Source organism: Vibrio echinoideorum (genome assembly GCF_024347455.1).
In the GTDB taxonomy this organism is placed as follows: Bacteria; Pseudomonadota; Gammaproteobacteria; order Enterobacterales; family Vibrionaceae; genus Vibrio; species Vibrio echinoideorum.
Genome location: NZ_AP025483.1, coordinates 1,989,744 through 2,010,041, shown reverse-complemented (window position 1 = coordinate 2,010,041; position 20,298 = coordinate 1,989,744). Strand labels below are relative to the sequence as shown.

Sequence of the window (20,298 nt, the reverse complement as noted above, 5' to 3'; positions counted from 1 at the left end):
TAACATAACTATAGATCGCTCTTACATTTAAATATTGATGATAAAAGTAAGAGGGAGGCGATAAGAATACGTAAGGAGATCACGTAATGAATGCCGTTTTAACCGAATCTTTGGCAACGAGTATCAGCCAGTCATCGAGTGCGAGTTTGATCGAAAACATTAAGGAACAGGCAAGCCAGAACCTATGTTTTAGCGCTTCAGAAGAGCCGACAGTATTATCCGATATATACAAAACTGGAATCAACATTGCGATTTGGCAGCGTAATTTTGATGAAGAACTAACGGATGAAATCAACGAGTTTATCGCTTTGAATCCCAAATTTAGTAAGTCTATTAGCCTTTCACCCGACAACGCTTTTGAGAAATTGGAGTTTGCGACGGATGGAACGGCTTCAAAGGCGCTATTAGACAATATGGCGGAGCTGGTGGATATGTTCTGTTGTTTGTTCGAGCTTGAAGAAGTCGGGCTACGCTTAGCGGTTTTGAATCAAGCAATGTGTCCACGTTTTCACTTTGATCAAGTGCCTTGCCGCTTAGTGACTACCTATCACGGCACAGCAACTCAATGGCTACCAAACTATTCGGTCGACCGCTCTAAGCTAGGTCGTGGAAGTAATGGACAACCAGATTCGGCTTCAGGGCTGTACAGTCACGAGCCTGATATTAAGCAACTCTCGAGTGGCGATGTTGCACTGTTAAAGGGTGAGCGCTGGAGCGGAAACGAGAACTCTGGCCTTGTCCATCGCTCACCAGTGGCTTCACCTGACGATACGCGGCTCTTGCTGACGTTGGATTTTGGTTAATCGAGCTATATACGCGAGACCATTTTCTGCAGTAAACGACGGATCTCTTTTTGTTCGTCTGGTTCTAATACACTTAAGTATTGTTGATTGACTTGGACAGGGATCGGCAAGAGATCTTCTTGGATCGCACGTCCGTTATCGGTTAGGTAAATATTGAAAGAGCGACGGCTGTTTGGGTCAAGCCGTCGTTCAATCAAACCAAGACGTTCGAGTTTGTCTAAGGTACGAGTCGTGGTCGAATTTTCTACTTTGGATTTTTGAGCAATCGCTCGTTGAGTCACCCCTTCTTTTTCCCATAAACACATCAATGTTGGCCAAAGAGCAATGGTTAATCCATGTTTTTTGAGTTCTGAATCAAATGTCTTTGCTGCATCGTTTGCGATTACATGGATCAACCAACGAGCGGTTTGCTGTTTATTAAGCACTTCATTCATTGATTCGTTCCTACGCTCCAGATTAAATCGGTTTAATTTACGCCAATGCAACCAGAATAACGGTAAACATTGCAGCTAAAGCAAGTACAAACAACGCACGCCATTGCGATACAAACGCTACGCTTCCATTAAATTGGATTTGTGTTTGAAAGCCTGTGATCATCGCCCAAGTTAATGGTTTTGAACGTAATTTATAGAAAAGAACGGCAAAGACGTGTACACCAACCAGAGTAGGAAGAACTTTTATCATGGCAAGGTGAACGTTTTCTAATACCGAAAACACGGAGTCATTCAACCAAACATTTGCATAGGGCAAGTGGTCAAGAAATCCAGCTAAGGCTAAACCTGAGACACACTGAAGAACTAAAGCCAGTAGCAGTGTTACAACCATCCAACCACCTGCAGGGTTATGACCCGGCTTTGTTTTTTCTTTGCCTTGTAGATAGTGAATAACCGATCTTGGTGAACGTAGAAATTGTCTGAATCGGCTTGTTTCACTGCCAACCCAACCCCAAATCAATCTCCAAATGATCAATGTCATGAGTGCCAACCCCAGTTGAATATGGGGTCCATTACCAGAAATACCCGATGCCATTAAACCTATAAAAAGCGCGGCTTGAGCCCAGTGATATAGGCGAGTTGATAGATCCCAAATTTTCATAGCTTCATTCTCTTTGTTGTTTGTTTACGTAACATCTGTTCGATTTGCATTAATTTACACAACAATAGTTGCAACCGCAACTATTGTTGTGTGAATTGAATTCATCAAAGCAAGACAAAACACCGAAACGAACCATCGATATCAGGCATCAAAATAAAATAACGAACGATAAACACAGCGAAGAGAGAACAATATGAACAAGACAATGGCGAGCCTACTGTGTACGACAACCGTTTTAACAAGTGCCTACGCAATAGGCTCACAAAACGATGCTACTCAAAGTCAAAACTTACAAAGTCATGCAAGCCAAATAGAACAGCGCCAAGACGCTTTTACACAGGTTGAAACCTTAGTTGAGAAAGCCAATGACACTTTGGATGGCAACGATACGAATTGGCTGGCGCTTGAAGAAACCAGTTTAAAGCTAACAACACATAGCGAAGCGTTACTGACATTGTTTCCGTCGGGCAGCCAAGAGGGGAGCAAAGCAAAGGAAACTGTTTGGAGCCAGCCGGAGAAATTCAATCGACTACTTGGGCAAATGGATCAGGGTTTTCAGGAACTCTACCGAGGCAGTCAAAGCAGTGATGTATCGTTAGCGGAATCAGGATTAGAAGCAGCGCAAGACACTTGCAAAAGCTGCCATCGCTCATACCGCTCTCGTTGGTAACGTCGTTTAAATTGTTCAACCAAATCGACCAGTCAAATTTACTTATCACATTTAGTCAGCCAAATTTATTCAGCAAGAAAGGAACAAACCATGAAAACTATTACATTTACCGCATTTGCCACTTCAATCTTATTTTCTGCTTTCACTAGTGCGGCAGACTACGCCGTTGAACTGGAGTGGAATACCAACAATTTAGAGCAGGTGCTCGACAACATGCCAGAGCAAAAGGCTGAATTCAGTAAGCTAATTGACCAAGGTGAAATCAAAGACATGTATGTGTCACATAGCGAGGTTGATGGCCGTTCGGTACAGTTATTACGTTTTGTTATTGAAGCGAATGACCCACAGCAAGTACAAGACAAACTGGCTCATTTACCGCTTTATAAAAAAGATTTAGTTAACATTGCCAAAATCATTCCGCTAGGTTCTAAGTGGCTAGATAACACGCCAGATTATAATAATTATGGTGTCACCATTACATGGAAACAGGGAATTGAAGCTCTTGAAATAGACCGTGTGCTTAGTATTGATTTGCAAAGAGTGATCAGTCTTAACCAAGCAGGTCTTGTAACATCCTCATATCTTGATACGCAAAAACTTGAGAACAATGTTGTTCGACCTGTGTATTCGGTTTCTTTTATTGCTCAGGATGCACAGCATGCAAAAGAGCTGAGTCACCAATTTGAGGCCGTTACGTTGGGGTACGCTGATGTGAATATTCAATATTTGGGTTACAAGCTTTCTTTGACTAATAACAAATAATCGTTGCTGATTGAGTACCGCTTATTAACGAATAACCCTAGTTATTGGTAATAGCCCCAAACTTTCTCAGATACTCAGATACTCAGATACTCAGATACTCAGATAAACAAACAAGCAAATAAATATAAAAGCGGACAGTATGAATAATCGATTGATCAATTTCCTAAACGAAATCGGCACTATTATGTATGTGGGCGGTATTTTGTCTCACATTGTTATAGGCGCAACGCTGGGGCATGAAACTGCCGAAATGGCGTACCACGTTGGTATGTACAAAGAGTTAAGTGCCTATATCCTGATTTTACCGGGCTTAGGACTAAAGCTATTTGCAGATTTATATTACTACTTCTCTGTAAAGCAGAAACCTAACTGGTTGAAAGTTAAGCTTGTGATGCTAGCGTTCTTGAGCGTCAATGCGTTCGCTTTCTTAGTGCCAATGATGCCTGAATTGGTCGAGCTTGCTAAGGCTTCAATACCTCAAGGGCAGGTTAGCCAAGCATATTTAGATAAAGCTCAAATTGAACAATGGATCGGTATGTCTAACGCGCTTCCGTTGCTCGCAGAGTTAGTGCTAGGTTCGTTCAAACCAAAACTGTTTGATGAAAGAAAGCTGAATAGTTAGATGTTTCTATTATTTAGAGAAAAGAAGCTTACATATTTAAGTATGAATCTTGACTTGAAAGAAAATAAAAACGCTATTTGGTAAGCTCTAGATTAAATAAAAGGACAGAACACCATGCGTTGTGTCCTTTTTTATTTGGTGGCTAAAAAATGCTGAAAGAATAGAGTGCACTCGATAAATCTTACTTCAAGAGATCTCTAGATATGATTTGAACAGAGGAGTTTTGGAGTATTTGTTTTGTGAATGCATCGCCGTTCGTGCCCTCGTTCACACATATCAAAATACAACTCGTTGGTTGGTTTCATTATTTATTTTAAAGCGTAAAATATATGCAGCTTGCAACCGTCTTGGCAACCAATTTGTTCGCCACGGTTTTTTACTTCCAAACTATAGGTTTCCTATGTTCAAGAAACTCTCGCTTAAAAATAAGCTAGCGATCTCAGCTAGCATGGCCATTATCCTGGGGGGGATTTTGGTCGAAGCTCTTTCTTTTCGTGCTTCATTACAAAGGCTCGATATTGAAGTCGCACAACGTTTAGAAGGGACGTCGGCATCTTACAATCAATATGTATCAGATTGGATCTTATCTAAAGAACGCGCGTTGACTTCTCTTCCGAAAGAATCACAACAAGACAGTTTAGTGACTCATCTTAAACAAGTTCGTGATTCGGCGTCTTTTGATAATGTATTTTTAGCCTTCCCTGATGGTTCACAAAAGAACGCGAACGGAGTGGTATTGCCACCAGGTAATGATGATCCTCGCCAATGGGGTTGGTACACCAATGCGGTAGCAAACCCTAGTAAAGTGTTTATGGACAACCCAACGGTTGCCGCTGCGACTGGTGCTAACGTTGTGTCATTGGGTACTGCGATGCAGTTGCATGGTCAGCAAGTCGTTTTAGGTGCGGATGTTGAGATTACCGACATTCTTAACAGCCTTGAAAAAGTGATTCTTCCTGGTGAAGGTTACATGTTTATCGCGACCAAGAAGGGCACGGTTTACACGCATCCAGACACCAAGTTATTGAACAAGAATATTAGTTCGCTTGGATTGGATTTTTCGGATGTACAAAAAGCACTAACGAGCAGAAAAGATACATGCATTGAGTTGAATGGTAGCGATTATGTTCTTTATGCGAGCGCGATTGAAGGAACAGAGCTGATTACTGTTAGCGTAGTGAATCACGACTCTTTGGTTGCACCGTTATTTGATGCTGTACTTGGCCAAGTCTTAGTGACGTTACTTGTTGTGATTGTATGTACGGTGCTGTTTAACCTGTTGTGTACGATTCTATTTCGCCCGCTAAACCATGTTTCGAAAGCCTTGGCACAAATCGCTAATGGTAGTGGTGACTTAACTCAGCGTATCCATGTTGAAAACCAAGATGAAGTTGGGGAATTAGCACATAACTTCAATACTTTTGTTGGTAGCCTTCAGCAGTTGATTGGTCATATTCGTGGTCAATCAGAACAACTTAACAACCAATCAGAGCAAAGTACTCAGCGTGCGAACCGTTCGGTGAACGAGCTTAACCATCAACAACAAGAAATCACGATGGTCGCGACGGCGGTAACAGAAATGGCGTGTGCAACGCAAGAGATAGCGTCACACGCAGAACAAACCGCAAAAGCAGCACAAGATTCAGCGACGAGTACTAACAGCGGTCACGCTCTGGTAGTAGACACCAAAGGCTCGATCAATAACCTAGCCAATGAAGTTAACGAAGCGGGTAACGTAATCAGTGAACTGAACAAGCACGCTCAAGAGATCTCGACAGTATTAGCGACGATTCAAGGCATTGCTGAACAGACGAACTTACTGGCTCTGAATGCAGCCATTGAAGCGGCTCGTGCTGGTGAACAAGGGCGTGGTTTTGCGGTAGTAGCTGATGAAGTACGAGTGCTTTCACAGCGTACTCACTCTTCTACGGAAGAGATCAAATCGACGATTGATATTCTACAGAAAACAACAGGCCAAGCCGTTGAGTTAATGGAGAGTAGTTCTAAGCTCGCATTGCATTCAGTAGAAGATGCCGACAGAGCTTCGCACGCTCTTGAAGAGATCAATACTGCCGTTGCTTTGATTAGTGATATGGCGACTCAAATTGCAACCGCAGCAGAAGAACAAACACATGTGACGGGCGAAATCACCCAGAACATCACGACCATTAAAGATGTGACTGACCACTTAGTTGTTGGTGCACAAGACAGCTTAACTGAATCGAACGAACTTAAGAGCCAGGCTGCAGGCCTAAGTGACAAGGTAGCAACGTTTAAGCTTGCTTAACTGACTTATTCGCTGATGCCTGATCGGTGAACTAGTGGTTAGCAACGCGCCAAAGCGACGTACATTACGTCGCTTTTTTTGTATTTATGAAGAACTGTTCAGCTAGGCGTTATTCTGATTCTGCAAACTCTCTAAGTGCGCTCATTGCTTCATCTGCTTTGTCTTTTTGAACAAAGATATGGTCGTGATAGTAACCCGCAACAACATTGGCACTAATGCCATATGACCCCAGCTTTGTGGCAAAAGCGGCCGTTAATCCAACCGCTTCAAGGCTAGAATGTACCGATAGAGTAATAAGGCTAAACACGCCTTCAAAATCGAGTTGGGCCTGAGTTGCAGCGTCTTCGTTTAATACCAACGTTAGGCCTTCTTTTTCACGGAATGTCGCGATTGGATCAAGCTGAATATAATCAGGCAATGCTCCATCAACCGTGCAAAAAACATAGTTCCCTTCAATTAATTCTGGCGACATGGATTTCAGAAGAATGTCTAAATCAGTAATGGCAGTCATATTTATTTCCTTGTAGGTGTGAACATGGCTTTTGGTTATGTTCACTGAGTTCTAAATTATGCGAATTACGATATGAGCTAACGGGTCATAAGTAAAATTAATAATTCTAATTAAACATCAGTTTTATTAATGATGGTGGCAGTCTACCAGCTTTTAGATTGTTCCATTTCATTGGATAAGTGATCGATAAAAGCTCTTAACAACGGCGTCACTTGTTTACGCGTTCCATAAATAGCATGCACACCCAATACTTTGGGTTTCCACTCTGGCAATAATTGTATTAATTGGCCTTCACGCACCAAGCCCTCGACGGAAGGAAATGGCAGTAAGCAGATACCGTTACCTTTGAGTGTGGCAGAAAGCAGAACTTCGGACGTATTTGCACTGATATTCCCTTTAATCGGCACTGATTCGAGCCCATTGGGGCCATTAAACTTCCACGCGGTTTTGCCAAAATAACTGAATGACAGACAGTTGTGGTGCGCTAAATCTTGCGCGTTTTTGGGTGCACCTTTCTCTTTTAGATATTGAGGTGACGCGCATGTTACAGAGCGGCACTCGCCGAGTTGTCTGGCGACGATATTTGAAGTCAGTTCATTGGTAATTCGCAGGGCGAGGTCAATTCGAGATTCGACTAGGTTGACGGTTTCATCTGTGGTGATGATATCGATAGACACCTCTGGCCATTGAGCGATGAAGTGACTGATTGCATCAATCAAAAAGCTATCAACAATAGAATAACTGGCTGTTATACGCAGTTGCCCCTTTAACTGCTGGCGGTTTTGATTTCTGATGCCGCTCAAGGACTCTTCAAGCGCGAGCAGTTCTCGCGCCACTTCAAGTGTCTCTTTTCCTGCGTTGGTTAAGCTTAGGCTACGAGTGGTTCTGTGAAGTAAACGTGTGTCCATCCAACTTTCTAGTTCTCCCAAATAGCGTGTCACTTTGGTTCTTGAGATGTCGAGGTGCTCTGCCGCTGAACTCAAACTGCCACGTTCGACTATTGTGACGAAGACATTCATTGCCTCAAGTCTATCCATTATTTTCACCATCTAAAGAAAAGGATTAACACACAGCATATGTGCGAACTTCATTATATGTCCGAAAAATGCAACAGTGAAAGTTAATTTGATGCCTATTTCATCTAAATCCAATCAAATAAGATGTTTTTCATACTCAACTAGCTGGCAGAAATTCAGCTTCAAATTACGGAATAAAACTATGACAAAGCTATCTAAGCTCCTTTTATCAAGAACCACGCTTTTAAGAACGATGAGTTTAGGAACCATATTGGCTGCATCAACGGCTGTGTCTGCAGCGGATCTAACGATCACCCATTACAATCCAGGTGAAAACGCGATATTCCCAGCAAGCTCGGTATTGGTTTCGGGTGAGAAAGAAGTGATTCTGTTTGACGCGCAATTTAGCGTCGCAGATGGAAAAAATCTGGTGGAAAAAATCAAAGCCACAGGTAAAGAGTTGTCGATGGTTTACATCAGCAGTGGCGACCCGGATTTCTACTTCGGATTGGAGCCGATTGTAGCCGCATTTCCTAACGTTGAGGTCGTTGCCAGTGAAGCGATTGTTGCGCATATCAAGCGTACCAAAGATGCAAAGCTAGAATACTGGGGCCCGATTTTAGAAGACAACGCGCCGTCTAAAGTCATTGTGCCAACCGTTCTTAACGACACTACGCTGAGCATTGAAGGTGAAAATATCGAAGTGAGAGAAATCAATACACACCAAGCTTACCTGTGGGTTCCATCTGAAAAGACTGTGTTTGGTGGTGTGTCCGTTTATAGCGGAGTACACGTATGGATGGCAGATACACAGTCAAAAGATATTCGTGAACAGTGGGCGCAATCACTAGAACGCATGAAAGCACTTGAGCCAGAGGTGGTGATTCCAGGTCATTACTTAGGTGAAATGCCAACCGGTGTTAACAGTGTTCAATTTACAATGGACTACGTGGCTGAAGTTGAAAAAGCACTAGTAAGTACCACTAACCCAACATCGGTTGATATCAGTGATTACATGAAGAAAGCATACCCACAATTCAAGGCAACAGAAGGCGACCTAGAACTAGGTGCCAAAGTACTAAGCGGTGAGATGGATTGGCACTAAGTTCATTATCTCGGTTGTGTTTCAGAAAAGCCTGAAGATTATGTGCTAGATTTAAGTTGATACACAACTGGAGATATCGATGATCTGGCTTTCAGTGAAGGTACTACAGATTGGACTTGTCTATGGATACAGGAAGTATCAAAAAACAAAAAGTGCTCCTATTTAGGAGCACTTTTTTTTGCACTTTGTTACGTGCTTTGTTGTTCATTAGCAGTTAGCAGTTAGCAGTTAGCAGTTAGCAAGTTAGCAAGTTAGCAAGTTAGCGAGATCGAAAATCATCAAGTTCGGCTTTCAACCAAACTTCACTGTTAACCGATGCTTTACCTTCACAGTGAACTTGGTAATGACGCCCACTCAACATGCTTTTTGTTGCTGAATACGCGATGAAATCTTCAGCAGACTCAATATCGTCGGCGTAATAATTAGCTTTCTTTTTTATATGCGCAGCCGCTTCTGGTCCGTTGTGAATTGCACCATTTCGTTCGTATTTGCACTGCGTTGATTCAACAAAGCTAAGCAGATGGTCAATCTCTTGTTGGGGTGAGGCCAATGCATAATTCAGCGATAGCAATTGGCTGGCCATTAACCCACATAGAAACAGTGTACGCTTCACCATCATCCTCTCCCTTCTAATCGGCTATTCATGAAAGCGATTAGAAATCAGTGTTTATAGATGGCTTTTTCTAACAAAGAAAAAAGCTGTGTAAATTCTTGCTCAATGGTGTCGCTCGTCCACTCTGATGAGTGAAGCGGGTGGTGGTAACGCACGGTACCAAAAAAGAAGCAGCGCGCAGTAATAGCACAATCCTCAATTTCAAAGACACCCTCTGTAACACCATCATTCAAAATCGACTCAACTTGCTGCAACAGATGGTTGATGTGTTTTGACTTTACGTGCTCGGGTGTTTGTTGCGCCAGTGATGAATACGACTCAAACAACTCAGGCTCGCCAATAAAAATGCTTCTCTTAATGGCCGTTAACGACTCAAACCACTCTCGAAGCTTTACTGATGCGCTTTCTGATTTATGCGTGATTTCGGTTAATGGCGCGGTGACACGCTCTAGCCATCTTAATGTTATCGCTTCATGCAGTTCCGCTTTAGTTGCAAAGTGTCGGTAAACGGTGCCGTGACTCACATTAAGGGCACGAGCTACGTCAACAACGGTCGTTTTTCTAGGGCCGAACTTACGTAAAACGATTTCCGATGCATCTAATATTTTTTCTTTAGTAAGCATTTCTAACTACCAATAAATTGTGTCTAAACCCTTATTTAAGACTTTGAAAATAAGAACTTTCGATAACGACAGTATTAGCCTGATGCTATCGATTACCGTCTACTCAGTCAAACGAGGTCATCGTTTAATGCAAAGGTATTGCCGTTTTACATAAGTTATTGCCGTTATACATAGGAGTTATTGCGCTCTTATATCAAATTGGTGCGTTGACAATGTAACAAATGACATTTATTGTAAATTGTCATTTGTTATTATCGAGTCTATCAGGATCATCACTATGCCGCTAAGTTTGATTGCAAGTCGTCCCCCTAAGGGCCGGCACCGCCGAGTGATATCGGTCATTATTGGACAGAAAAGAAAACATCATGCTTGCCCTGAGTTACCACGGCTTGATGGGAAAAGGGTACTTGTAACGGGCGGAGCCGCTGGCATTGGTGAGTTCATTACTCGTTCTTTACTTGCTAAAGGTGCGAGGGTGACGTCGTTGGCGAGAGGCTTGTCGGATGCGACGGATGACATCCTTCATGCCGAATCAATCTATATGGATCTTGCGGATCCTAAGAGTATTGTCAATGCTGTAGAACAGCTGGGGGAGACGCCATTCGATATTGTCATTTGTAACGCCGGGCTGGTGTCTAAAAAGGCTGAAATCTCACCTTCCGGCTATGAAAAAACATTTTCAGTCAATGTGTTAGGCCATCACATCCTTTACCGACTCCTTATGCAGAAAAATATGTTGGTTGACGATGCTCGCCTGGTGATCACCAGCGGAGATATTTACATTCTGGCAAATGAGTGTGCGGCTGACATCCCTTTTGATTGCACATCCAGTGCTTATTCACGAAGCAAGCTGGGCAATTTATGGCAAGTGCGGGAGTTATCAGAGCGTTACCCAAATATTCATCCAATCGCGGTTCATCCCGGTGTGGTTGCCAGTGGTTTTGCTGGCAGCAAAAAAGGGTTTCTTGCATGGTTTCGCACTAAACAGCTTGTGTCGGAAGAGCAAGGTTCTCACTCCTCTCTGATTGGTGCGACACAAGATCTTCCAAGAGGAAGTTATTGGCACAATGTGTTTGGCTTAGTTGACTTACCGGAGAATGATCCTGGTTGTGATGGATCTGGTTCTAGGAAGCTGTGGGACCAACTTGAATCGATTGCCGCACCATACTTGCAAGCGTGTGACATTAAGTTATCTGGAAAATAGAAATGAAGTTTCGTTATACATTAAGGTTAATATTTTTATGAAATACAAGTTCAATGCTCTTGTGCTCATGGGTTGTGCTTTATTGCTGATTGGATGTATTAGCAGCGAGCAGGAATATGATCATCCACTCTATGACACGTCTACTAGTGCGTTTCCAGTGCAACAGTTTGACTCGTTTCTAGAGTATCAACAAACCGTTCAAACTTGGCTTGAAGAGAATCGCGTGTTTTTGCAAGACGATCATGCGGCGGAGCTTTCTTATAATACCCCTTTTGAAATATCTCCAAACCAAGCAAACACACTGAAAAAGGGCATCATTTTTGTGCATGGTCTGGGCGACTCTCCTTGGTCTTTTGTCGATGTTGCCCAAGAGTTCGCCAATGAAGGTTACTTAGTACGTAGTGTTTTGCTTCCCGGGCATGGTAGTCGTCCCGCCGATTTGGTACCTATAAGTATATCTGACTGGAAAAACACGGTTAAAAATCAAGTCGAAATTATGCAGAGAGAGGGGCTGGAAGTCTCCTTAGCTGGGTTCTCTACTGGTGCAAATTTGGTGACGGATTATGCAAATAGCAACTCAAGCATAGAGGCTCTGTATCTGTTTTCTCCTGCCTTTAAATCTGACAGTGATATTGATTTCCTTGCGCCTGCTGGCGCTCTATTTGTGGATTGGGTGTTCCAAGGTGACCCGCAAAATCACAGCAATCAAATGAAATACAATAGCGTGCCTTTGAACGGCTTCGCGCAGTATTACTGGAGTAGTTACGAGGTTCAACAATCTCTAGAAAGCAAGCCTTTCGACAGACCTGCATTTTTAGCCGTCACTCAAGATGACAGCGTCGTTAATGTTAATGAAGTCCTTAAACTGTTTGAAACGCAGTTTACCAACGCAAACAGTCGATTCATTTGGTTTGGAGATAAACCCGATACGCTAGATAAACGCGTTGTTCATTTCGACAGTCGTGTACCGTCAAAACGCATCAGTAACTTCTCTCACATGAGCTTGTTATACCGTGAAGACAATTTCTATTATGGCGCTAATGGTCAATTCCAAATGTTCCATAACAGTACCGATCCTCTTGATTATGAAGCTTGTTTAAATAGTGATGAACCGTGGTATTCCGCTTGGGGATACAAGGAAGAAGGGAAAATTCATGCGAGGCTAACCTACAATCCATATTTTGACCAAATGTTGGATTACGCCAAATCTATCACTGCCCTATAAAGTCGATATTAGAAGGACACTAAAATATATCAAAGACTGTACCCTGCATTGTTGCTGTTGCTGTTGCTGTTGCTGTTGCTATTGTTATTACCGCCGCTGCTATTGCCGCTGCTATTGCCGCTGCTATTGATTGCGGGCCCAGCAAGCGCAAATTGGAAGGAAACGGATTCACACTTAAAGTTGGTTGCTCTATTAGATAGGGAAGATGGTTATTGTATCGGCTAAAGTGTCTTGTTACTTTTATCAGTATTTACACGGACCCTAAATTCAAGTTTAAAAGCAAAAACCTTGATATATATTTGATTGAAACCTCATTGCTCGGCGGTGATGTGTAATATAATCCGTGACAAAATATAAGAATAAAAATTAAATCATAGAATTTGTAAACGTTAGGGCTTAGTTAACAAAGTATTCCGTATGAACGCAATTCGTAAAGTTTATCAGTACGCAGAACCAAATCTTACCTTAGTGGGTTGGATGGGCCTTATCGGCTTCCCAATCTACTATGTTGTTTGGGAGTTTCTGTTCCCCCAGTCTTATGAAAACCTAACGTTGCGCTTGGTATGTTCGGTATTATTCTTCGGAATTATTTATCGTAATCGTGCGCCGTTTGAGTTACGGAAATACCTACCGGCTTATTATCAAGTCGCTATCACACTCTGCTTGCCGTGTTTCTTTTTCTACATGCTATTAATGAACAATTGGTCCAACGTTTGGGTTATGTCGTTCATGTCAGCCATTTTCCTACATATCTTGTTGGTCCATGTGACAAAGGTGATGTTCGCACAGACCTTTGCTGGAATCGCCATCGCAACATTGGGTGCATGGGTGGCTCAAGGTTTTTATCTCGAACTCTCGATGGACTGGACGCATGTGCCTATCTTTTTGTTTATCTACTTGTTCGGCAACTTATTCTATTTCCGAAACCAGGTAGAGCACGAAGCCAAGGTGTCGTTGGCAAAGTCTTTTGGCGCGGGTATTGCGCATGAAATGCGAAATCCTTTAAGTGGCTTACTGACGTCTATAGATGTAATGCAATCTATATTGCCGAACCCAAAAGTCGGTCAGCACAAAGTACAATATGAGCTGAGCGATCAAGAGGTGAGACAACTTCGTGAAGTGGGTGACGAGGCGATGGATATCATTCATTCAGGGAACGAGACCATTGATCTGTTATTGACCTCCATTGATGAAAATCGCGTTTCGCGTTCTACCTTTAAAAAGCATTCAGCGAAAACGGTGGTCGAGGATGCGATAGAAAGCTTTAACTACAAGCGTGCATTCGATAGACAGGCGATATCTCTGGATGTGAAGAGTGAATTCAGTTTCTTAGGAAGCGATACGCTATTGAAGTATGTGATGTACAACTTGTTCAAGAATGCGTTCCATCACCGAAGTCCAGAAGATTTTCATATTCATGTCACGATGCAAAGTGATGATATCGTCAATCAAATCGTAGTGACAGATAACGGTTCTGGTATTCCAAGTGATGTCATTCGCCGCATTTTCCAAGATTTCTATACTACGGGTAAATCGGGCAACTATGGCTTGGGTTTACCATTTTGCCAAAAGGTAATGAGCTCATTTGGTGGCGAAATTAAATGTCAGTCTGAAGTGGATGAGTGGACTCAGTTTACAATGGTTTTCCCCGTACTGACTTCAAGCACAGTTAAAGATATTAAGAGTGAACTGACCAAGTTAAAGAACGTGTTGATAGTGAGTGAGCAAAACATACTGATCACCAAAGCCAAGGAATTGGCTCGCACGATGGGGTTTGAGTTGACGGTCTTAGATGTTGCGTCGACACTTAATAAAAAAGAGTATCAATTTGAGTTCGACCTGATCTTTGTCGATATGGAGAGCTTAGATTTAAGAGCCAGTTGCCTTGATAAAATTGAGTCTTTGCTTTCATTCACAGAATCACGAATTGTCTATTTGTTCGAAAATCATCCGGTTAAACGCGTCCGTAACGTTTCTTTCGAGCCTATCTGGGTTGAAACACAAGCGTGGCTTTTGAATACTCAACTTACCATCGATCGCTTGCTGTTTGATTCGAGTTACGTGATACCAACCACGTCCGCAAAGCCTTTAGATACCACGATCAAACGCACCATTATGGTGGTTGATGACAACGAATCCTTACGTCGTTTTACTGCGATGCTTTTGGAAAAACAGGGCTTTGATGTGATTCAGAAAGAGGATGGTCAGCAGGCGCTAGATGCGTTGGATACCGATGATATCGACTTGATCCTGATGGATATTGAGATGCCAATTATGGATGGTGTTGAAGCTTCTCGCCGCATTCGAAGTGCTAATAAAGCGTACTCATCCGTGCCGATCATTGCGCATACTGGAGACAGTTCTCCTGTCACCTTGGAGAAGATGGATTCTTCCGGTATGTCTGATTTCATTGTTAAACCAGCAGATAAGAACCGACTGTTCGATAAAATCGCGCTGTGGATTTAGCTTTCAGTTTTCAAAACAGATAAGACAATAAGAAAGAGCTCAGCGAGATGCTGGGCTCTTTTTGTATCGAGACATGATAGCTTCCATTCCGTCCTGCCGTTTTTAATTGGTTGTTGTGGCTGTTTATATTAATTCCATGCATTTACACGAGCCAACTGTTTACAAGAGCTAACCGTTTACATGAACTAACTATGTGCTCGAGATCTAACTGTTTACACGAGCTAACGGCCTACATGAACTCTAACTGTCTACATGAATTCTAACCCTTTGCACAAACTCCAATTATCTAAACAAACTCTAAGCCAGAATGATTAAAGGCCTCGTGACACACCGTGAGAACATGATCGATGTCGCGTGGAGTCATGTCTGCATTTACCGAAAAGCGGATGATGTTTTTGTTTTTCCCAGTCGCGGGCCGACAGAATACAGCACCAAAAACGTCACGTTCCTCTAGGAAGTCACGCACACGCTCAGTGTTGCTTTCACTGCCACACTCTAACGCCACTATTTGAGATTCACTGCGAATGCTAAAACCGATTCGCTTTAGTCCCGTAGTGAGTGCTTTAGCGCGTTTGAACAAGATGTCTCGCTTGTCATCAGAGTCTTTAATGACCTCCAATGTCTTCTCTAAGCGAATGACTTCTTGTGGCAACACGGTAGAGCTAAAAATAGCGGGGTAAGCAACAAAAGGTAGCGTCTCTGACAATCGCTTAGGGCCTAGAATGGCACCGGCACGATAGGCAAAGGTTTTGGCCAAGCTGACGGTAATGAAATCCACTTTGTTGGTCAGTCCTAAAGCTTGAACCAAACCTGCACCATTTAAACCATGAGTGCCTAATGAGTGGGATTCATCGACGACCAATGCACAATCAAATTCTTGCGCCATTTCGTAGATGTCGCGTAGTGGGGCAATCGTACCAATGGTGCTGTAGACCGAGTCGACCACAATCACACCTGAACCATAGCGTTGAATCTGTTTACGCAGATGATTCATGTTGTTGTGCATAAAAGGGTGGGCCGTCGCGCCAGCAGCACGAATACCTTCCCATAAGGACATGTGTGCAAAAAAGTCGATATACACAGGCGTGTTAGGAGGGCAGATCGTTTGCAGTAAGCCAATGTTAGCCGCCCAACCTGATTGAGAAAGCAAGCAGCTTTCCATTCCCACAAAGTTAGCGAGCTCGGTTTCAAATGCAGGTTTAGACTGTTCATCTTGCAAGAAGATGGCAGACATCACCACATTATCATCGTGCTCTGAAATCGCATCCCGATGCGCTGTTTGTATCTGTTTATTATGCGACAAAGCGAGGTAATCGTTGCTTTGCATAACCACAGCATCATGGCTAGGGCGTTTCCCCAATACCAAGTGCCTTTGGCTTTCGTTTTGTGTAATGAGATCTTGAATATAAAAGTTCAAGCGTTCTTCAATAAAGGAAGGTAGTGGTTTGTTTTTAGATTTATCACTCATAATAAGTTCTCTTCGAATACAAAAAACGCCAGCGCTGACGGGAGATATATTGAAGAAAATAAATGAGCTGTCATTAGTCAAGTTGCATAATTTTGCACACCCTTGCAAACTCGGTATTTAAGGGTTTTAAGGTGATTTGAATTCCTTACGGTTCGGAATTCTAACTTGGTTTTGTATTAAGAATAATCACCGTTTTTCGCAAAAAGTTATACGGATTACGCGTCTGAATATTGGTGGATAAGCTGAATTAAACCGTCCAATTGCTGCTTTGTTTGCCCTTCGATGGAATAACCCATATTGATACGCAGGCAGTTGCCATACAGGTCTAGCGTACTGAAGAGTTGTCCAAGTCGGATATCTATCTGTTGATGAACGATACCTTCCGAGAAAGCGTGTTGATCAAGGCTTGGGATCTGTAACCACAACACCATTCCACCTTGAGGATTACTGATTTTCACGCCTTGAGGAAGGTGTTGGGTTAAATAGCTCAAGTATTGCTGCCTTAATGAAAGGAGCTGAGTACACCTTCTTCTGACATGTTTAGCGTATTGGCCTGATTCAATAAAGTCAGCGACAGCAAGCTGCGTGGGCAGAGCAACACCATAATTAGCTGCCGAGAACTGAGCCTTGTATTCATCGATGTATCTGCCGGGTAAACACCACCCTAACCGATAGCTTGGTGAGAGGCTCTTAGACACTGAACCGCACCATAATACATAACCACCTTTGTCATAATATTTTGCAGGTAGCGGGGTATGCGAGGAATAGGAAAGCTCTAAATACACATCATCTTCAATGATCGGGATTTGATATTGGTTAGCTAACTCAGCGAGTTTTTGTTTTTGGTGGGCTGACATATTGATCCCTTGAGGATTCATATGTGACGTGCAGAATATCGCAGCATCAACCTGTTTGTTTTTAAGATGGGCTTCCAGTTGTTGTAGGTCGACACCGTCATCTAAAGACGGGATCTCGATGATCTTGCGCGACATTCTTCCCAGCAGTTCTAGTATTCCATTGAAGCAAGGGGAGCTTATCGCAATCGTGTCGCCTTCTTTGGTACACGATTCCAGAGCCGCTTTAATGGCCGACATACAACCAGCAGTTATTACCATATCCTCGGGCGCGAAGTGCAGATCGAGTTTGGCGAAATGGGTAGAAAGCGCCTGTCGTAACATCGGCTCACCCTGTGTATCAGGATAATGATTGAGCCTGCTGCCCATCCGTTTGATTGAGCGACGAAAGCTGCGTTCTAGTTCAACAATCGATTGTTCATCATTGGTGGTGCTGGAGACCCCTAAAGGCCCATTGATTGAGTTGTGAGTCGATGAAGTTTGTCTAACTCGGGAAACCTTGCTTTCAAACTGTGCCCATTCCGGCGTGGAGTGAGAAGGCTTGTGAGGCGAGACAAAATAGCCCGCCTGTGGGCGTGAATGGATCCAACCCTGTGATTCTAATTCTTGGTAACAGCTCACTACGGTCGACATGCTGATGGCTTGTTGTTTAGCTAACTGGCGCAGCGAAGGCATACGCCCACCTTCGGGCCTTTTTCCTGCTTCAATCTCATCAATAAACTGATTCGCAAGCTTTCTGTAGATACTCATCGATACGACCTATCTCTAACTGTACTGGTTTTTATTGTAAAAATTGTATCTGTACTGGTTTTATTGATCAAGGGATACTCATTCAAAATAAAAGAGGAGTGAGCATGAAAAGAAATGATTTGTTGTTAGCTGTGTTTGTCATGGCAATTTGGGGATTCAATTTCTCGATGATCAAAATGGGTGTGACCAATGTCCATCCTTTATTAGCAACGGCGGCACGTTTTACTTTGGCGGTAATTCCAGTGATCTTTTTCGTCGCAAAGCCTAATGTCGCTTGGCGCTATCTAATGAGTTATGGCTTTGTGTTTGGTGTTGGCATCTGGGGTATGGCTTCGTGGTCTATCACGGCAGGCTTGTCTTCAGGGCTGTCATCGGTGCTGCTTTCAACCAACGTATTAATTGGCATGGCGGTGGGGGTATGGGTTTTCAAGGAAGCGGCTTCAGTTCGTAAGCTGATTGGCGCAATGTTGGCGATGTGTGCACTCGCGGTATTGGTATCAGCAGCGACGGGTAATGTCACTGTTAATGGCGTGATTTTGATCATGATTGCAGCGTGTAGTTGGACCTTAATGGGTGTGATTGTTAAGGCATCTAAAACGACTCAGGCTTTTGCGTTTAACGTGTGGGGAATGTTGTTTGCGCCAGTTCCATTGGTGTTGTTTGCTGCTATGTTGCATGGCGATCAGATTATTTGGCAGGGGATTGAAAAGTGGGATTGGAACACTACGATTGCCGTGTTGTTTCAGGCTTACCCAACCACGCTATTTGGTTACTGGGTGTGGAATAAGTTGTTGATCCAATATCCGTTAAGCACGACCGCACCGTTAACCTTGCTTGTGCCAATCTTCGCATTGATCAGTGGTTACTTTATGTATGACGAAGTACTGTCAGTCGCCCAAGTTGTCGCATCAGTATTGTTCTTAGTCGGGATTGGTTTGATCGTGAAACCTGCGAAGACCTTGAGTACCAAAATACCGGATAGCGCAGAGGATAACGGAAAGCTTGTTAAGCCGTTGTGATGTGATTCACTGCAAAGAAGCATGATGTAGACTAATCATTGAAACTACAGTGTTGAATAAAAACTAAGGCTTCGCAATTGCGGGGCCTTTGTGTATGCATTTTTCACCATGAGTTATCGTTGCAATATTGAATTCTCGTGTCTATTTAGGACTACCTAGTGCCTGATTATGAAGTGTTCTGGAGAAATGCTTGCTTTATTGTTATGTTATATCGTAACAATAAAGCAAGGATGACTTGCACTTTCGATATTTGGAAATCAATGATATGGACAACATTAATCAAGTCTTACTGGTTGCAGGAACACACGGTAATGAGCTCTCAGGAATCTATTTAAACAAACTCATCAAAGAGCGTTTGTATGCCGCCGATCGTTCAACGTTTTCGACCCATCCTGTTATCGCAAACCCTAAAGCGGTAGAGCAGAACGTCCGATATGTTGATAAGGACCTAAATCGTCAGTTTTCTAATGCTAACAACGACGACACTTCAGGCTTAGCTGAGTACACAGCCGCACGACAGTTTATAGATAGACACGCAAGCAGAGAGCAGCAGTTGATCGTGGATTTACACAACACGACCAGCAATATGGGGGCGACGTTAATCTTGCTTTCCAATGATGTTTTCTATCAAAAAATGGGCGCGTATGTGAAGCAGCGAATGCCTGAGGCCAACATTTTGTTTGAAGACAGAAAGCCATGGGATGAGCAGCCATACCTTTGCACCGCAGGGAAGCATGGTGTGATGATCGAAGTCGGGGCTCAAGCGCATGGTTCGCTCAAGTTCGAGACGCTCACATTGATGAAACAAATGCTGACTGCCGTACTCGATTACGTAGAGAAGCATAACCTTAAACAGATTAAAGAGTTGAAAGACTACAGTGCGTTTTTCTATGTTGAAGAGGTGAATGTACCGCTCGATCAAGACGGTATGCGAATCGCTACGGTGCACCCGAAAATATGTGGCCGAGACTTCGAAGTAGTGAAGCAAGGGGAGCCGTTGCTTGCGACTTTCTTTGGTTATGATGTTTCTTGGGAACGCGAACAAGATATCTATCCACACTTCATTAATGAGAGTGCTTACGCCAAAGCGAACATTGCGATGGCATTGGCCGAGAAGCGGTTAGTTTCGGTCAGTTAGTCCGTTGATAAGTTAATCGATTAAACAGTTAATCTAATAATCAGTTAACTGTTCGCAAAACTCATGA

General features: G+C 43.1%; 19 protein-coding genes. 11 read left to right on the top strand and 8 right to left on the bottom strand.

Going from position 1 to position 20,298, the window contains the following annotated elements:
- Window positions 1-86: 86 nt before the first annotated feature.
- Window positions 87-803: a DUF1826 domain-containing protein gene (locus OCV36_RS09095; protein WP_135454906.1), complete on the top strand. Its 717-nt coding sequence runs from the start codon at window positions 87-89 to the stop codon at window positions 801-803.
- Between the two features lie 5 nt (window positions 804-808).
- On the opposite strand, the gene OCV36_RS09090 is transcribed toward OCV36_RS09095, so the two are convergent.
- Together OCV36_RS09090 and OCV36_RS09085 are read right to left on the bottom strand one after the other, a co-directional pair.
- Window positions 809-1,237 (bottom strand): MarR family winged helix-turn-helix transcriptional regulator, encoded by a 429-nt coding sequence (locus OCV36_RS09090; RefSeq protein ID WP_135454903.1) that lies wholly within the window; start codon window positions 1,235-1,237, stop codon window positions 809-811.
- A 37-nt stretch (window positions 1,238-1,274) separates the two neighbouring features.
- Window positions 1,275-1,898, bottom strand: coding sequence for a cytochrome b/b6 domain-containing protein (locus OCV36_RS09085; RefSeq protein ID WP_135454901.1), 624 nt, complete (start codon window positions 1,896-1,898; stop codon window positions 1,275-1,277).
- Window positions 1,899-2,091: 193 nt separating this feature from the next.
- Here OCV36_RS09085 and OCV36_RS09080 point away from each other — a divergent pair, with 193 nt between their 5' ends.
- The 4 genes from OCV36_RS09080 to OCV36_RS09065 all read left to right on the top strand — a co-directional run bounded on the left by OCV36_RS09080 (window position 2,092) and on the right by OCV36_RS09065 (window position 6,239).
- Window positions 2,092-2,568, top strand: coding sequence for a cytochrome c (locus OCV36_RS09080; RefSeq protein ID WP_135454899.1), 477 nt, complete (start codon window positions 2,092-2,094; stop codon window positions 2,566-2,568).
- Window positions 2,569-2,658: 90 nt separating this feature from the next.
- Window positions 2,659-3,330 carry a hypothetical protein gene (locus OCV36_RS09075; protein ID WP_017075147.1) on the top strand — a complete coding sequence of 224 codons (672 nt, stop codon included), beginning with the start codon at window positions 2,659-2,661 and terminating at the stop codon, window positions 3,328-3,330.
- Between the two features lie 139 nt (window positions 3,331-3,469).
- Entirely contained in the window at window positions 3,470-3,952 is a 483-nt protein-coding gene (locus OCV36_RS09070; RefSeq protein ID WP_135454897.1) for an enoyl-CoA hydratase, read from the top strand.
- A 400-nt stretch (window positions 3,953-4,352) separates the two neighbouring features.
- On the top strand, window positions 4,353-6,239 hold the full coding sequence (locus tag OCV36_RS09065; protein ID WP_135454895.1) for a methyl-accepting chemotaxis protein: 1,887 nt from the start codon (window positions 4,353-4,355) through the stop codon (window positions 6,237-6,239).
- 109 nt (window positions 6,240-6,348) lie between these two features.
- Here OCV36_RS09065 and OCV36_RS09060 read toward each other — a convergent pair whose 3' ends face one another.
- Both OCV36_RS09060 and OCV36_RS09055 read right to left on the bottom strand, forming a co-directional pair.
- On the bottom strand, window positions 6,349-6,750 hold the full coding sequence (locus OCV36_RS09060) for an ACT domain-containing protein (RefSeq protein ID WP_017075145.1): 402 nt from the start codon (window positions 6,748-6,750) through the stop codon (window positions 6,349-6,351).
- A gap of 143 nt (window positions 6,751-6,893) precedes the next feature.
- Window positions 6,894-7,787 (bottom strand): LysR family transcriptional regulator, encoded by an 894-nt coding sequence (locus OCV36_RS09055; protein WP_135454893.1) that lies wholly within the window; start codon window positions 7,785-7,787, stop codon window positions 6,894-6,896.
- A gap of 181 nt (window positions 7,788-7,968) precedes the next feature.
- Here OCV36_RS09055 and OCV36_RS09050 point away from each other — a divergent pair, with 181 nt between their 5' ends.
- Window positions 7,969-8,871 (top strand): Vmh family MBL fold metallo-hydrolase, encoded by a 903-nt coding sequence (locus OCV36_RS09050; RefSeq protein ID WP_135454891.1) that lies wholly within the window; start codon window positions 7,969-7,971, stop codon window positions 8,869-8,871.
- A gap of 259 nt (window positions 8,872-9,130) precedes the next feature.
- On the opposite strand, the gene OCV36_RS09045 is transcribed toward OCV36_RS09050, so the two are convergent.
- Together OCV36_RS09045 and OCV36_RS09040 are read right to left on the bottom strand one after the other, a co-directional pair.
- Window positions 9,131-9,487, bottom strand: coding sequence for a DUF5329 family protein (locus OCV36_RS09045; protein WP_017075142.1), 357 nt, complete (start codon window positions 9,485-9,487; stop codon window positions 9,131-9,133).
- 44 nt (window positions 9,488-9,531) lie between these two features.
- Entirely contained in the window at window positions 9,532-10,107 is a 576-nt protein-coding gene (locus tag OCV36_RS09040; protein ID WP_017075141.1) for a TetR family transcriptional regulator, read from the bottom strand.
- A gap of 328 nt (window positions 10,108-10,435) precedes the next feature.
- On the opposite strand from OCV36_RS09040, the gene OCV36_RS09035 reads away from it, so the two are divergent.
- The 3 genes from OCV36_RS09035 to OCV36_RS09025 all read left to right on the top strand — a co-directional run bounded on the left by OCV36_RS09035 (window position 10,436) and on the right by OCV36_RS09025 (window position 15,002).
- Window positions 10,436-11,311, top strand: coding sequence for an SDR family NAD(P)-dependent oxidoreductase (locus OCV36_RS09035; RefSeq protein WP_245300899.1), 876 nt, complete (start codon window positions 10,436-10,438; stop codon window positions 11,309-11,311).
- A 37-nt stretch (window positions 11,312-11,348) separates the two neighbouring features.
- Window positions 11,349-12,536, top strand: coding sequence for an alpha/beta hydrolase (locus tag OCV36_RS09030; RefSeq protein ID WP_135454888.1), 1,188 nt, complete (start codon window positions 11,349-11,351; stop codon window positions 12,534-12,536).
- Window positions 12,537-12,953: 417 nt separating this feature from the next.
- Window positions 12,954-15,002: an ATP-binding response regulator gene (locus tag OCV36_RS09025; protein WP_135454886.1), complete on the top strand. Its 2,049-nt coding sequence runs from the start codon at window positions 12,954-12,956 to the stop codon at window positions 15,000-15,002.
- A 286-nt stretch (window positions 15,003-15,288) separates the two neighbouring features.
- On the opposite strand, the gene cqsA is transcribed toward OCV36_RS09025, so the two are convergent.
- Window positions 15,289-16,470 carry an alpha-hydroxyketone-type quorum-sensing autoinducer synthase gene (cqsA, locus tag OCV36_RS09020; RefSeq protein ID WP_135454884.1) on the bottom strand — a complete coding sequence of 394 codons (1,182 nt, stop codon included), beginning with the start codon at window positions 16,468-16,470 and terminating at the stop codon, window positions 15,289-15,291.
- A 215-nt stretch (window positions 16,471-16,685) separates the two neighbouring features.
- Entirely contained in the window at window positions 16,686-18,074 is a 1,389-nt protein-coding gene (locus OCV36_RS09015; RefSeq protein WP_135454882.1) for an aminotransferase-like domain-containing protein, read from the bottom strand.
- Window positions 18,075-18,178: 104 nt separating this feature from the next.
- On the opposite strand from OCV36_RS09015, the gene OCV36_RS09010 reads away from it, so the two are divergent.
- Window positions 18,179-19,093, top strand: coding sequence for an EamA family transporter (locus OCV36_RS09010; protein WP_135454880.1), 915 nt, complete (start codon window positions 18,179-18,181; stop codon window positions 19,091-19,093).
- A 265-nt stretch (window positions 19,094-19,358) separates the two neighbouring features.
- On the top strand, window positions 19,359-20,231 hold the full coding sequence (locus tag OCV36_RS09005; RefSeq protein ID WP_135454878.1) for an aspartoacylase: 873 nt from the start codon (window positions 19,359-19,361) through the stop codon (window positions 20,229-20,231).
- The last annotated feature ends 67 nt before the right edge of the window (window positions 20,232-20,298 follow it).